The organism is Sphingobacterium sp. N143 (assembly GCF_030325625.1).
Taxonomy (GTDB): Bacteria; Bacteroidota; Bacteroidia; order Sphingobacteriales; family Sphingobacteriaceae; genus Sphingobacterium.
This window is the reverse complement of sequence record NZ_JACAIS010000006.1, coordinates 323,557-338,338: the sequence shown is the minus strand read 5'-3', so window position 1 is coordinate 338,338 and position 14,782 is coordinate 323,557. Positions and strand designations below refer to the sequence as shown.

Sequence of the window (14,782 nt, the reverse complement as noted above, 5' to 3'; positions counted from 1 at the left end):
CAGAGGAGTTTGCTAGAAAAATCAATAAACAAAATATTGCAGCTTAACTATGTGTCCATTTTATTGTTGCAATTCCACTCACTTTCCACAATGTTATATCTTATTTTTCCCCCATTATAAATAACTTGACTTATTTCAGCACTTAATGAATTGCCAAAATGAATATTCGATAAATTTGAATAATGATTTAGTCTTTTGTCAAATATTCTCGTATCGCTCATATAGTCCATTCCCGCTAAGACAGAAATTTCAGGCAATTTTAATTGTTGATTTATACGTGTCTTCTCGCTAGCTAATTTTACCCCCTTTTCACCAATCATTAATAAAGGGTGGTGTTCAAGTGTTTTAGCAAACACTTCTTCCAAAGATTGTCCGGCCTTTTGCTGCGCCCAAACGAATTGATGTAATGGAAAAAATACCAATAGGAAAATTAAGAATCTTCTAACCATGTATTATAAAATTTATCCTCGATTTCTGCGGATGATTAAAAATTGTGAGTTCATACAACAACATTCTTATAATACCTGTAAGGTATTGTAGTCGAGTATTAAAAACACTTCAAAACCTGTTGTACAAAGGAAGAATAAACGGTAAGTCTAGGCAATGGAGAGAAGGTGGTATGTGTTGGACTAATCGAATATTCTTTTTCGAAACTCAATGGCTGGTATACCACATACCTTTGCGAACAGACGCGAGAAGTATGCATAATCTTCATACCCCAACATCGCTGCAATTTCTTTAATAGAAGCATCGGAATGAAATAGCAAGCGTTTAGCTTCTAAAATCACGCGCTGTTGAATGTGATAGGAAACAGAAAAACCAGTCGTATTACGTACACACTGATTTAAATAAGGAGAAGAAATATGTAAAAGTTTGGCAAATTCAAACGGACGTTTGGAATTAATGTAATTTTTTTCCAACAATAGCTTGAACTCTTTGGTAACAATCTCTGCACGCGTGAAGTATTCAGTTGGTTTGTCAAATTCTATATATTGCGCTATCAAAAGAGAGGCAAATGCATTACAGCTATTCAAGAGTGCGGAATCATAGAACTTCCCTTGATGGTTTTGAAAAAGAGTGGAACACAACGAAAATGATTTGTTTAAAAGTGTGCATGAATCACTACTAATGATCAGTGGTTTCGCTGGGACCAATTCTTCAATTACCTTCAGATACTGTCTTTGAATATATTCGCTTTTAATAGAAATAATACGAAATTCGACATCCTTTTGGTTAATTAATCGATGGACTTGATTTGGATGTAGATACAGAATAGTTTTAGCTGTAATATCATATCTATGAAAATCGATTTCCACGCATGCTTGTCCCTTTTGTTGTAAAAGAAAAATATGAAAATCGTGACGATGAGACTGATCCACTTCTTTCGATACGGATCCATTTGCAGAAAGCCACTTTCTGATAGATACTCCTTCATGAATATCCTCTGTCAGCTTCATTATCGGTATAAAATTGATATTTTTCAAAGAAAACATTTTAAACCATATAAATATAATACTTTATTTAAAACCTATACAAATTATATTACTATATTCGTTGTGCCTTATGTCTATCAATTGGCAAGGAGAATGTAAACGCTTAGACTCCATTTTCCGAACTGCTTGTCCATATTTTTAAAGCTATAATCTTCCCTCCAATGATATGTATGGATTTTTAATTGCTCACATGGAAGTATGTATTACGGTTGGGGAGGATAAATAATATGCGCTTAGACAATCGTCAATGTCAACTATTTGTTGACATCGATTCTAATTTCAATATTGAGATTTGTGCTTCACAATATCCCCAAAATGTAATGTTATGTGCTGTATTCGCCAACCGTATTCAGTTTTTATGTAGTTGATATCTTGGCTCATAAAAACCTGGTTCGTGGTGTCCTTCTTAAATTTACTGGTAACCCAAAACAACCAATTTCCTGTGGCTGAACTTCCATTAATTTTTATAACAGGATTGGAATAACTGTGCATAGCAAAAAGGACAGTTTGCGTTTCTATAATAAAACTCTTAGTAATGTTTTCTAGACCTTCTTCTCTGATACCCATTGATGTACTTTCCCAAACCGCATTTTTCGTAAAAACTTCTAAAAATGCTTCGGGATTTATTTTCATATTATTCCGGCCCTGATTTATATATAAGGCATATTGATGGGTAACATCTTTAATAGCCTCTTTGTCTTCAAGGGCCTGGACACGTTGTTCTATACTTTGCTTTTCCATTACATTTCCAATTTGCCATTTGATTTTTGATGAAAATCTTTCATTAATTGATAATTAAAAAGCAATTCTTCTTCTGTAACTATTTGATTTTCGGGTTTGTTTCTTTCTTCTGAACTTTCGCCTTTTGATTTTGCCATGGCGGCTCTTGTTGTTTGGAAATTTGCTTTCTTTTCTTCTGTGACACCATTGGCAAATAATTCGCACAAAGCTTCTGCATCCAGCATTGCCAAACTAATTCCTTGCCCTCCCGGTCCATAAGGATGGGCTGCATCTCCTATCAAAAATAATCTTTCACTATACCATTTATTAGGAATACTACCATTATACACAGGTTGGTGATATAATACTGTTTTTGGATTAGTTTTACAATCCCGAAAAATTTGTTGCAAGTAAGGTATCCAATTCTCTGACTTTTTTGTTACTTTTTCGTAAACTTCTTTGTCTGTTATGACTTTTGCTTCTTCTTCGGTCATATGTAGGTGCATCCACAAGAAATTATTTTTATAGGTGTCATTACAATCTATTTTGCCAATCGACCCCAAACCTATATTGCCATCAGTATTGTTAAATGAAGACATTTCTATTTTTTCACTACTTGGAAAAATAAAGCCAAGCCCTAAGTAGCCTGCATATCGTTTATCAGATTTACTTTCAGGATTTAAGAGCCTTCTTACCTTAGAACCTACACCGTCCGAACCTACCAAATACTTACCTGTAATTTGCTGTCCGTCACTTGAAACAGCAACTACGCTATCTGCTTTTTCAATTACATTCTCCAAAGCATAATCATAAATAACCGGAATATCTAATTCATTTATACGCTCACGAAGTTTTTCAAAGACGGCCAATCGGGTAACTATAATAGCAGGGCTCGCATCTGGTTCAGTTTTATCCTCAAAGCTTATTTTGCTATTAGCAAAGTACATCACTATTTTTTTTGTAGGCTCTCCTATATTATCGATTCCCATTTTTTCGAGAATTTTCACTCCTTTAGAAGAAATTCTCACACCGCTTGTAGCTCCACCAAAACTTTTTCTTGCTTCAAGAACTATGCAAGGTATTTTTTTCTCCGTAAGCTGAATTGCTAGACTCAGACCTGCAATACCTGCGCCTACTATGATTATCTGATCTTTGTTTTCGGTTATATTTTTCATCTCAATTTAACTTTGATTTAGATAATACAAAGTTATTGAGTGTTATTCGCTTAAAATTGTACAAATCGGACGTTTCTGCAATTGTAGTTTATTTCTTAATGAATATCCTTGTAGTGCTTAAAGCCAACTTTTGATTAAATTTATGGAAGGTCAAATACAACCAAGTTAAACAAACGTAGCCAACAGCTCTAAAAATGCCAATGTAACATTACACCGTCTATTTTACAGGCTCGGTAAATATCTACTTTAGTAGTGAAAATTGTAAAAAGCGATCCTTTATATTTTTATTGAGCTCTTTCGGAGAAACCCCTGAATGCTTTTTGATTTCCTTGATAAAGTGAGACTGATCTGCAAATTTCTGTTCAGGAAATAACTTTCCCTCTTTAATATTTTGAAAAGAAAAACGAAAACGAATAATATTACAATAAGTTTTTAACGAAACACCAAATCGTCGATTGAAATATCGATTGATTTGTCGACTATCCCAATAAACTTTTTCAGAAAGTTCCTGAACTGTCAATTCACCTTTATAATCATATATTAATTCAAATAGTTGACGCTTTCTATCGTCAATTCTTTCTGTCACAAGAGATTGAATTTTTTGTGAAGCCTTTTTCTGAAATACCCCGAAATCATTTAAATCATTTTTATGAAAATCCCAAAAGCCCTCTTGTAAATTTAGACCTTTATCTCTTAAGTTGGCAATTTTATCAGAAAATAAAAACTCCGCTGCAAGCGGTTTGAAACTTATTGCAAAATTTCGTTGTTTTGATATGATCTTAGCTTGGTGGAATTGCGTTTCAAGTCCCAAAAGCGTTATGTGGAACGGTTCCGTTTTAGATTCAGAAATTATCAAATCAATCCGACCGTCTGGTAATATGACCACTTCCTTATCCATATTTGATTGATTCTGTAGAAGCCAAAAACTATCGACAAAGTCATAGAGCGAGCTGTCCGGTTTAACAAATATATATTTCAAGTCACTATCCATTGAAAGAAATTAATTTCTCTCGTAAAGTTATAAAATAACGTGTACTGTATTGATATATAAATAAAAAAAATAGGTAGAGATTATTTATGGCACGTGTATCATAAATTGTCAATAACACAATGATTCAGGTTGAATAGTGAAAAAATGTGTAAAGACGATCGCGCAAAAAGCAAGTGGATATTACGGTTTGATTTATGCCAGTCATTTCGGTCGTCACCGTATTGGACAGCCACAAGGTGATCCGATATTTAAATCGTTTGGATAGTCTTTTGACCCTTCCTGAAGTAGGAGAAGAAATAGAGCAATTGTGGCTCAAATTGATTCTTGAGGAATTGGATCTCCCTGTATCGCTCGACTTCGTCAATCCCAGATTGCCTGAAAGATCTTGTTTGTTCGTTAATCTCTGATAGCGACCTACTTTGGCGTTATAGCCGGATATATTTGACGAGGTTCAATAAAATCGTTACGCTATTTTATTGTACAACGAGTGAAATTGCTTTTTAACTACGCAAATATTTATTAATTTAACACAATCATATTATTCTCATGAGCCTATTTTTAATTACTGTAAAATCACGTCTGGCGGCGAATCTGACCGTCATGGAAAAAGGAATGACAGTGGAAGTATCCTGTCGCGATTCCGAATTATATGCCAATGGCTGTCCCCATGTTAAGGAAGCTTTTATGCGCAAATATGGTATCGATCTGCTGAAGTTGGGTGGCCCCAATGCGATATGGAACTATTTTGATATTAAAAAGATCTCTTAACTAATCTTGGAAAGAAGGAGAGGTGTTTTTGTAATGGCATACGTTTGCCATTCATATAAAATTAAGATATACTTTGCTGATAGAATTTTTCCGAAATAAAATATGAAGCACCGTTGTTCAAATGGATTTGCAAGGTCGATATAGGATTAAATATTTACAAATGACAAAAAAATTAGATACAGATTTATATACAATCGTAGAGATTTTAAATGCCGGTATTGATAATTTTGAAATCAAAAGTTACCAAAGAGGTTACCGGTGGGATATTGATAATATTAAAACGTTAATTGGAGATATTTTAGAATGCGGTGCCAATAGTGTCTATTGTTTGCAGCCTATTGTTGTGACTAAAATATCTGCTTCTACTTACGAAGTTATCGATGGTCAACAACGTCTTACAACTTTTAAAATATTAATGCACTGTCTGCGGAGCTATACGAGCGAACTGGATATCAAAGATTTTAATATTTCCTATGAAACACGGTCTTGTGAGATATTTTTGAAAAAACTATATGACAATGCATTAAGACATGAATTGGAAGATTTAACACTCGAGCATGTCCTCGTTCTATGGAACCAGCTGACATTAGAAAAAGAGGAGCGGAACAGAGATAATTTTCACATCTTCCAAAGTTATTGTACTTGTCATTTCGAGCTGAAAAGGCTAGATATTGCTACAATATCTAGTATTGTTGACAAAATAAGGACACAAATAAAATTTATATGGTATGAAGTAGATTTGTTGCTATTAAATGTTACTGCCGAAAAGCTTTTTGCAAATATTAACAAAAACAAAATAAAGCTTACGGGAGCTGATTTAATAAAGGCCCTTTTTATACTGGACATAGAAAATAATGCTGATAATGTTGAGGTAAAGCATTTTAGAAAGCAAAATCTGGCAAATGAATGGGACGAGATTGAGCAATCATTGAGAAACCCTGATTTTTGGTTCTTTATTACCAATAGTCACAACCAACATTATGATGTGCGGATTGGTAAACTTTTTGATATCGTGACCGAAAACAGGTTGGAGTCGGATCTAGGAGCTTATTTTATAATGAGTAAAGATGAAGATCTGAGGCCTTGGTCTTTGATCTACGATAAGTATAGAATTGCTCAGGAGTGGTTTGAAGATACGTATTATTATCATCGTATAGGCTTTCTTGTGAATATGGATATTCATTCGTTCGAACGGATATTGGAGGAGTATACTAACGGTGAAATCACATCTAAATTAAAATTCAAAGAATGGCTGGATGGTGAGATTTCTGCCTATTTCCGATCATTCGAAATCAAGGAGCTTCTTTATTCAAAACAGAACGATAGGGGGCGCTATGGTAGGTGTACGGGGGTGTTATTACTTTATAATATTTTACTTACCGAAAAATTCTATCCTGGTCAGAAGTTTTCCTTTGGAAAGTTTGTTGAGCAAGAATGGTCACTTGAACATATCCAACCTCAGAATCCAAAAGAAAAGACTGCTGAGAATTGGCTTGAATGGTTAAAGGAAATAAAACCACTTATTGTTGATAAAATAACAGATAATGAGCAGCTAATAATAAAAGTAGATGCTGATCAATATGACTTTAGTGAGATCAATTATGATGAATTATGTCATAGTTTGAAGCCGGTCAGGCAGACGGATAAGATCCCAGCCCCTATTTTAAAACAGTTGAGTGCTTTAGAAGATACGTTTGAAGAGGAATTTCCTGTCCATGGGATTCAGAACCTCGCTTTATTAGATAAGGTAACCAATTCAAAATTGAGCAATGGGTCTTTCAAAGAAAAGCGCGCTTTAGTACTTCAAATGAATGATCCCGAAAGTGTAGACAATGAAAAAACGTATTTGCCTTTAGGGACTTTAAACGTTTTCAGCAAAACAATGATAACAGATCCTATGGGTATTCAGCTTGAATACTGGAGTGTTACAGATAGCGAATTTTATGAAAAAGATATTAAGAACACTTTAGCACCTTACTTGTCCTATGAATAACGATAATCAGCTTTCTTTTGTAAATATCATCACGAAGTTCAAAATTCAAATCCCTATTCTACAACGCGATTATGTACAGGGACGAAAAAATGATACAGTAAAAGAAATCAGGGAGAATTTTGTAGAAGATTTAATTTGTCATATTTCAACACACACCGAGAAAATATTGCCACTGGACTTTGTTTACGGTTATGCTGATGAGGAGTTTGGAAAATATGATCGAGAAGTTGCGAAGAAAAATCTTAATGCTTTACTCGCAACGATCGCTAAATATTCCAGCCCTGAAGAGTTCCAGATTTCCTATACTATTAAAGATCATGGAGATTTAAAGAAAGATCTATTTATTCCTCTAGATGGGCAACAGCGGCTTACAACCCTGTTTCTGTTACACCTTTATGTAGCGTTAAAATTCCGTCCGGAGCAAATCTCACTACTGGAAGGTAAGCTTACTTATAAAACCAGAAAATCTTCCGATGTTTTCCTTTCAAAATTGGTTGAAAATGCGAAATCTTTATCCCAAGAGCTCGCCATTGATGACGCTATTAAAGATGCAAGCTGGTTTTTAATTAGCTGGCTTAAAGATCCTACTGTCGAAGGGATGCTGGTTATGCTCCGGGAGATAGAAGATAGATTTGCTAGCCTTGAAAACAAAGATGAAAGTCTCCAATTAGCCCATCACAATTTATTTGTTTCTCCTAAAATTAAATTTGACTTTCTGGATCTGAACGAGCAGGGTATAACTGATGATATTTATTTGAAAATGAACTCAACAGGTAAGAGTTTGAGTGACTACGACAACTTTAAATCGTGGTTTGTAGGGAAAGTAGATGCGTTATTGGAGAAAAATAAATGTTTGAAAGAACAATCCTGTTTTACCAATTGGAAAGATAAGTTAGATCAGGACTGGTACAATATCTTTTGGGAACAAGATCAGCTTAAGTCGGATCAATTGATGTATAGTTTTATCAGAAGCGTTTTAAGTTATGCTATTGTTTTTTCAGATGAAGAAGAAAAAGATAAAAAACTAAAATTTGATAAATTAAACTCAGACACATTTTTGTCATTAAAATTTTTTGAAGAGAACGAATTAATAACTGAAGAAAATATATCTTTTCTGTTTTCTTTACTAGAAGAGCTAGCGAATGAAAGCGAATCTTTGCTTGATATATCTGACCTATGGAATAGTACATTTACCAGTGAGGGGGAGTTTCGAAAGGTTGTAATTGATATACATGTTATCGAGTCTCTTTTACACAGAACCTTTATTTATGCTGCCTTTTTGTTAATGGTCCGCAGATCATCTTTTAACAGATTGGAATTTAAAAAATGGGTAAGGATATTTCGAAATATCGTTTATAATACCCGGATTGACGATTTTCCGAGATTTATACATTCAATTAAGGCTACACATGACTTTCTATCAGGTGATCAAAGACTTTACACTGATAATGAAAAATGGATAGATTTTTTCTCAGAAAAACAGGTAAGAGAGGAGTTTCACAAATTTCATCTGGAAAATACCGATACCGAAAATATTAAGGCATTCGAAAAAGCTGAGAATCATTTTTATCTCTATGGGCAGATCGATTTTCTTATAAACTGGTCAAGAAACGGAAACGGAGAATTTGAGCTTAATACGTTCCAACGATTCTGGGAACGATTTGAAAAATTGTTTTCTAAAGAGCATCTTGAAAGTAAGATTTTACAGCAGGTTTTGTTGGTATTTGGTGATAAGTGGATGCCAGATAAAGGGAGCTACAGATATTCCTTTTGTAAAAGTTCCTATAATTCTGCAAGGGAGAGAGATGAAAACTGGCGTCAAGTTTTCAGTGGCGGAGACTCTGGAATTTTAAATATCTTAAATAGCAGTGAATGTGAAACTGAAGATTTAAAGGATATTATTAGTACTCATATAAAAAAAGTAAATGACTGGCGAAGATATATTTTAGAAGATGGATCGTTGATTGATCAATGTGGTCAGCGTCTGATCAATTGGTTAGGTGATGGGAATTTTGTACGATTACTTGATAAAACTAAATTGAGTGGTAATCATAGAGAGTTGAGAACTTGGGTGTTGTTTAAACAGCTCGAAAAGAAGTTTGGTGGCGATTTAATTAAATATTTTTCTGCTAATTCGGGCGAGCGAGATTCTCGAATTTATTTTGTGACTTCTGGCCTTTTCCTCAGGTTTGATAGGCATTCAAGTTTATTCTGTTTTGAAATTTTACAGGAGGAAAATAACCAATATAATATCGTTGATGAACTCGAAATAGAAAATGTGTATGAAATAGAAAATGTGTATTTAGATTGCATAAGAGATTTTAATTTATATACAAAAGATAAGTTACCCGTAAAATTGGAAGAACTAATTTAATGATATGTATCATATCAGCTCCACAGGCGGATTTTTATATCCGCCTGTGGATATCTTGGTTTTGAAAAATAAATCACTCTTCCTCATAAAGTTCCCAATATAGATCATCAATAAAACTGACAAACTCCTCACTGCTAAATATTTCGCGGTAATCCCCGTCCTCATCTTTGAGATAGAAAGTTCCTTCTTTTCTTGTGACGGCAAAATAGCTCATGCCAGCTTGGAAGGGCTTTGCGAAGTCATAGACTTTACCTTCTTCAAGACAGACTTTGTCAAGCACAGCATTTAAAAATAGCACGCGTGATTTGCGTAGCATATCATTCATTTCGTCCATCACTTTGAGATAGTGATTCGGCGTATTTAGTGATTGTATATTAAAATCTTGTTTGAGTAGAGGTGCATTACCTGGATAGGATTTTTCCTCGAAATTTTTGTTGATATGCTCAAGTTCCTGGCATAGATGATTTATTTCTTCTTTTGTCATTGTTAATAATTATTTACGTTGTAAGATAGGTTAAGTTATAAACTTAGTAAATCTTTTCGAAAATTGAAGAACATCATGCCACGATCGCCTGTGCACATCCCTCGCACAGGTGATGGATAATTTTGTCAGGCAATTGCTGTTAAGGGGAGCAAAATGCTCTGCTTAACAGCAATATTAACACATTTAAAAAGGCAAAATTATAACTTAGCAGGAATTACCCTCTGCATTTTATTGACAACAGCACTTACAATAAAAAATATTGAAACTTTTAATCTAGTCTCAATATTTAATACAGCAGTACTATTTCGGTTTGTTGTCCTCGGAGTAGTTTTCTGTTTTTTGCACATCTATACTTATAAAAAATATGCTAAGCCTCATCAAGACATGTTAGTGGACTTACAGTATCATATAGCTGAACTGGAGGACTTTCATTCCACAGCTATAGACGATTAGAAAAAGGCGATAATGTTTTTTGAAATCTTGGATCGTTCATTTTTTACCTTATATTCATGTTTCATGAACATTTAAATTTTGTGAACGAAGGACAGAACAGTACTTTACTAATGCTCTAGATAGATGAAATAAAGAGAAAAATCGGAATTTCCGATTTTCTACTAAGCTTACAAATTATTATAACCTTGATGTCATTATCTCTGTCGGCTATCGTATCAAGAATTATCGGGGCACCAAGTTTCGACAATGGGGTAGGGGACGTTTGTGTGAGTATATTGTCAAAGGCTTTACCATGAATGGTGAGTTACTGAAGCAGGCCGTACGTAATTACTTTGATGAGTTATTGGATCGTATCCGTGATATACGTTCCTCGGAAAAAGTTTTCTGGCGCAAAGTGTTTTTTGTTTTCACCTCCCCATTCCCTCCATTCACCGAGTTTTCCTGATCGTTAGTCTAAAGCCCATAGGCTAGGGGCGTATTGTGTCGTAGTTTTGAGTCAACAAATAAGAACTAAAAAACTAACACTATAAAATAAAGACATTATGAAAACTCTAGTAAAAACATTAGCAGCAGCAGCTTTAATCGCCGTATCCACATTCGCTATGGCTGCTGAAGGACCAGGTTCCAAATCAGCAAAAGCCAACGTTAACCTTTCCACAGCAGACTTCGCACTGGAGCATTATGTTGCGGTCACTACCGAGGGCGAGTCAGCAGGAGTGGAGCAATTATTTGCAGAAGATTTCAGCCAAAACATCCAAGCTTCCAATGTACAGTCTTATAGCCGTGAGGCGGTGGTTAAATCTCTGAAAAAACAAAAAGGAGAGCAGCTGAACTGTGAGGTCAGCACACAGATCATCGAAGAGTCTGCAGATTATATGGTAGCCAAAGTAACAATGAAATTTGAAAATTTCAGCAAAGTAGACCTTGTGACTTTGGTACGTGAAGGTAGTAACTGGAAAGTATCCACATCGATCAATTCGTATAAATAAGAGCCATCTCAAATAAATATATAAATGTTGTAAGGCCATGTCGTGAGACGTGGCTTTTTTACGTCAAAAGGGCCTGATGTAAATCAGACCCTTTCTCTTAGCGTTTAATTGTACAGTAATTTTTATGTTTCCTATCGTTTCCTCTTTTTTGTTTCGTCATCCAATGTTTTTGAAGACAATTGGATTTTCACTGTACGACGCCAATTTTTATGTTGAACCTTTCGAAAGAAAGGTAGCTTGTAGCCGTTTTGTATTATAAGAACAGTAGTCATTTCGAAATAGTTTTATTGGAGTGAATTTTTTTATAAATTCAATAGGACTATTGAAGTATATCTTACAAGAACAAATCCGTCATTAGAACCGATGAAAAATCCTAAACTCCCTATAAATTCTGAGAAATGATATTACCATCAAAATCTAGTTCATAACAATTCGATTCGAAGTCGACCAGTTTTATGCTTTTCGGCAGTACTGTCACTTCTTTGTGGCCATCAATATTTACCCAGATATTAATTCCAGCAAATCTCCAAATAATATCGCCAGCTTTGGTGAGTCTTATAATCTCAATTTCACCATGTACTAATAAGTCATTTTCTATTTTTTGTAGTCCAAAGTTAACGCAGTCGTCAATCTGATTCTTCCAGGTTAGTGACAAATTTGGAATGCTAAAACAGTATAAATCATCTGTGAAGCAGATGTATAAATGATCGTCTTCTATTAGGAATGTCCTTTCAGTTAAACCAGCATAAGGACCTGTACCACAAATGATCGTGCTGCCAATTTCTTCATTATTCAAACTAATTAATATTGCTAGCTGCGCCGATACTTTATATCTACCTATTGAACTGTCAAAGTATACCTGATCATATTCTCTCAGATTATCTGACGATTCAATTTCGTATTGGTCATCCTCAAGGATTGTTATTTTATACTCTTGATATGAAGTTTCAATCATCTGTCGAGTGCTTGTGATATTAAAGATAATTGATATAATCGATTATCGAAAATTCGACGGTTTTATTGTTAAGTGTTTCACCTCCCCATTTCCGCCATTCACCGAGTTTTCCCGATCGTTGGTCTAAAGCCCATAGGCCAGGGGCATATTGTGAAGTAATTTTGAGTCAACAAATAAGAACAACAATACTAACACAATAAAAAAAGACATTATGAAAACTCTAGTAAAAACATTCGCAGCAGCAGCCTTAATCGCAGTATCCACTTTCGCTATGGCCGCTGAAGGACCAGGTTCCAAATCAGCAAAAGCAAACGTTAATCTTTCCACCGCAGACTTCGCACTGGACCATTATGTTGCGGTCACTACCGAAGGAGAGTCAGCAGGAATAGAGCAATTATTTGCCGAAGATTTCAACCAAAAGATCCAAGCTTCCAATGCACAGTCCAACAGCCGAAGTGCTGTGATCAAGTCCTTGAAAAAGCAAAAAGGGGAGAAGCTAAACTGTACAGTAAATACTGACATCATCGAAGAGTCAGCGGACTATATGGTTGCTAAAGTAACGTTGAAATTTGAAGATTTCACCAAGACTGATCTTGTGACGTTGGTGCGTGAAGGTAATAACTGGAAAGTGTCCAAATCGATTAATTCGTATAAATAGTACCTTATCACTGGTGGTTTGCCAACCATAAAAAGACAAACCACTAGTGAATCATATGTTTATTTAAGGCCACGTCGGGAGATGTGGCTTTTTTATGCAGCTAACGAACCTATTCCTTTTGTTTCTGCATTATTCCAAGTTGAACATGTTGATTGCTATCAGGTTTTATACGGACATACGTATCCCAAATATGTCTTGTCACAGCCTTTAATGATTTATTAGGTTGGACCGGGTGATATCCTGGGCCTGTAAAAAACTCAACTTCATTGTCGATTTTCGAGTACCAAATATTCCCAATGTCTTTCACCCCTAGGCTGTCAGGCTGTGTGATTTTACGGAAATACTCTAGTCTATCCTGATCTAATCCAATAACCTGATACGCTTGTGTTTTGTCCTGACAATCGACCTGAATATATTTTTCGCCATTCCAGCACATGCAATCTTCGGGAGTCAAAAAATGTATTGTAATAAAAATAGTAACAATTAAAGACGCAGCTCCGGTAAATCTTAAGGCATGTTTATTTAAAAATGGCTTTTTCTGAAGACCTGATTCATCTTTATTTCTTTGGCTTTCATCAGCTCCTTCTGGACTAATTACCTGACCTGTGTCAACATGATCTATATCCACAGTTTTCTCATGATCACCTTCCGAAATTACAGCCTCATCTTGGCTAATACCTTTGGGACCAACAGCTGTGGAGGGCACCATTTTACTACCATCTTCAATGGGCGGGGGGGTATGTGGGGGATCAAGGTCAATTTGTGTAGGGGTATTATCATAATTATAGCGGAATGGTCGTGGTTGATAATCCACAAGTACAGCTAATAATTTGACAAGAAGCTCATCTGGATTTTCAGTTTTACCTAAAATAAACTTCTGTAAAGCTCTTAACCATCCTGTTTTATACTTGTAAATAGCATCTTCTAAACTTTTTTCCTTTTTAAGAGGATCAAAGAATTTCTGTAAGACCAGAATATCGGCTTCTGGTAACCCTTCGGACAATCTAATTAAGCAGTAATCCCTCAAGTTGGCAGGTGAGGGGCTGGCCAATAATTCATCCATTTCTTGTTTTCTTTTCTTTTCCTCATAGAGGGAAAGAACCCCTTCTTTAAATATGTTAAACGTCGGCATGGCTACAAAATTAGGTTCTATTTCTATCCGTATTTACGGAATCCCGTAAGCAAATAGTCTATCTATACATCAGAATTTTCAGTATAACCGGGATTTGACAAGACCTTTCGGACTTAGCAGTATCATTTGATAAAAAGGTTTTTAACGGCTATAACTTTGTTCTCGAAGTCAGATGATAGATCGATTAAAATTATAAGACTAAGATACTAAACTGATTTCACAATGAGAAGATCTCGCGGTAGTCATTAGCCGGTTTGGGAAGCAGCTTCTGCCTCCCGCGATTGACACTCTTACTTCCCAAAAAATTCAGAAGGCCTTCTGAAAACAATGTAGCAATCCCGTGCACGGAGCACGCGGACCTACCAAGTTTTTACATTCTAATTTTTTGAATCATGTGGAGTTTAATATTATATTTTTTGTTTGGAATCGGTCAGCCTTCCAACGGACAGCAGGGTAATCAAAATGGTCAAACTACAGTGACACCTTATGGAGACCATGGTGGAGAAACCGAAACTCCTCGTCCTCCTAAAGGATAGATAATTAAGCAATATTTTTTATTGAAAAGGTAGCCTTTGGCTACCTTTTTTTATTTATTAT

At 35.3% G+C, this 14,782-nt stretch carries 15 protein-coding genes and 1 pseudogene; 8 read left to right on the top strand and 8 right to left on the bottom strand.

Going from position 1 to position 14,782, the window contains the following annotated elements:
• Positions 1-47: 47 nt before the first annotated feature.
• The 5 genes from HX021_RS13850 to HX021_RS13830 all read right to left on the bottom strand — a co-directional run bounded on the left by HX021_RS13850 (position 48) and on the right by HX021_RS13830 (position 4,379).
• A complete protein-coding gene (locus HX021_RS13850; protein WP_286590995.1) occupies positions 48-449 on the bottom strand; it encodes a TolC family protein in 402 nt (133 codons plus the stop codon).
• A 180-nt stretch (positions 450-629) separates the two neighbouring features.
• The gene (locus HX021_RS13845; RefSeq protein ID WP_286590994.1) at positions 630-1,484 is read right to left on the bottom strand and encodes a helix-turn-helix domain-containing protein; all 855 of its coding nucleotides are present in this window, start codon (positions 1,482-1,484) and stop codon (positions 630-632) included.
• Positions 1,485-1,772: 288 nt separating this feature from the next.
• Complete coding sequence (locus HX021_RS13840; RefSeq protein ID WP_286590993.1) at positions 1,773-2,234, bottom strand: nuclear transport factor 2 family protein; 462 nt, start codon at positions 2,232-2,234, stop codon at positions 1,773-1,775.
• Positions 2,234-3,388: an FAD-dependent oxidoreductase gene (locus tag HX021_RS13835; RefSeq protein WP_286590992.1), complete on the bottom strand. Its 1,155-nt coding sequence runs from the start codon at positions 3,386-3,388 to the stop codon at positions 2,234-2,236. Before HX021_RS13835 ends, HX021_RS13840 begins: the two co-directional genes overlap by 1 nt.
• Positions 3,389-3,629: 241 nt before the next feature.
• Positions 3,630-4,379 carry a helix-turn-helix domain-containing protein gene (locus tag HX021_RS13830; RefSeq protein ID WP_286590991.1) on the bottom strand — a complete coding sequence of 250 codons (750 nt, stop codon included), beginning with the start codon at positions 4,377-4,379 and terminating at the stop codon, positions 3,630-3,632.
• 194 nt (positions 4,380-4,573) lie between these two features.
• On the opposite strand from HX021_RS13830, the gene HX021_RS13825 reads away from it, so the two are divergent.
• The 4 genes from HX021_RS13825 (at position 4,574) to HX021_RS13810 (ending at position 9,514) form a co-directional block, all read left to right on the top strand.
• Positions 4,574-4,786: a hypothetical protein gene (locus HX021_RS13825; protein ID WP_286590990.1), complete on the top strand. Its 213-nt coding sequence runs from the start codon at positions 4,574-4,576 to the stop codon at positions 4,784-4,786.
• A gap of 139 nt (positions 4,787-4,925) precedes the next feature.
• Positions 4,926-5,147 carry a DUF6140 family protein gene (locus HX021_RS13820; protein ID WP_108635557.1) on the top strand — a complete coding sequence of 74 codons (222 nt, stop codon included), beginning with the start codon at positions 4,926-4,928 and terminating at the stop codon, positions 5,145-5,147.
• 160 nt (positions 5,148-5,307) lie between these two features.
• Entirely contained in the window at positions 5,308-7,140 is a 1,833-nt protein-coding gene (locus HX021_RS13815) for a DUF262 domain-containing protein (RefSeq protein ID WP_121122685.1), read from the top strand.
• Complete coding sequence (locus tag HX021_RS13810; protein ID WP_286590987.1) at positions 7,133-9,514, top strand: GmrSD restriction endonuclease domain-containing protein; 2,382 nt, start codon at positions 7,133-7,135, stop codon at positions 9,512-9,514. The genes HX021_RS13815 and HX021_RS13810 overlap by 8 nt, the downstream gene beginning before the upstream one ends.
• A 73-nt stretch (positions 9,515-9,587) precedes the next feature.
• On the opposite strand, the gene HX021_RS13805 is transcribed toward HX021_RS13810, so the two are convergent.
• Positions 9,588-9,998: a hypothetical protein gene (locus tag HX021_RS13805; protein WP_286590986.1), complete on the bottom strand. Its 411-nt coding sequence runs from the start codon at positions 9,996-9,998 to the stop codon at positions 9,588-9,590.
• Between the two features lie 616 nt (positions 9,999-10,614).
• Here HX021_RS13805 and rhuM point away from each other — a divergent pair.
• A pseudogene (rhuM, locus tag HX021_RS13800) lies at positions 10,615-10,896 on the top strand (RhuM family protein); the annotation flags it as partial.
• A gap of 97 nt (positions 10,897-10,993) precedes the next feature.
• A complete protein-coding gene (locus HX021_RS13795; protein WP_286590985.1) occupies positions 10,994-11,440 on the top strand; it encodes a nuclear transport factor 2 family protein in 447 nt (148 codons plus the stop codon).
• A 382-nt stretch (positions 11,441-11,822) separates the two neighbouring features.
• Here HX021_RS13795 and HX021_RS13790 read toward each other — a convergent pair whose 3' ends face one another.
• The gene (locus HX021_RS13790) at positions 11,823-12,395 is read right to left on the bottom strand and encodes a hypothetical protein (RefSeq protein WP_286590983.1); all 573 of its coding nucleotides are present in this window, start codon (positions 12,393-12,395) and stop codon (positions 11,823-11,825) included.
• Between the two features lie 211 nt (positions 12,396-12,606).
• Here HX021_RS13790 and HX021_RS13785 point away from each other — a divergent pair, with 211 nt between their 5' ends.
• A complete protein-coding gene (locus HX021_RS13785) occupies positions 12,607-13,053 on the top strand; it encodes a nuclear transport factor 2 family protein (RefSeq protein WP_286590982.1) in 447 nt (148 codons plus the stop codon).
• A 109-nt stretch (positions 13,054-13,162) separates the two neighbouring features.
• Here HX021_RS13785 and HX021_RS13780 read toward each other — a convergent pair whose 3' ends face one another.
• Positions 13,163-14,185 (bottom strand): hypothetical protein, encoded by a 1,023-nt coding sequence (locus HX021_RS13780; RefSeq protein ID WP_286590981.1) that lies wholly within the window; start codon positions 14,183-14,185, stop codon positions 13,163-13,165.
• A 392-nt stretch (positions 14,186-14,577) separates the two neighbouring features.
• Between HX021_RS13780 and HX021_RS13775 the strand changes: the two genes are divergently transcribed.
• Entirely contained in the window at positions 14,578-14,721 is a 144-nt protein-coding gene (locus HX021_RS13775; protein WP_286590980.1) for a hypothetical protein, read from the top strand.
• The last annotated feature ends 61 nt before the right edge of the window (positions 14,722-14,782 follow it).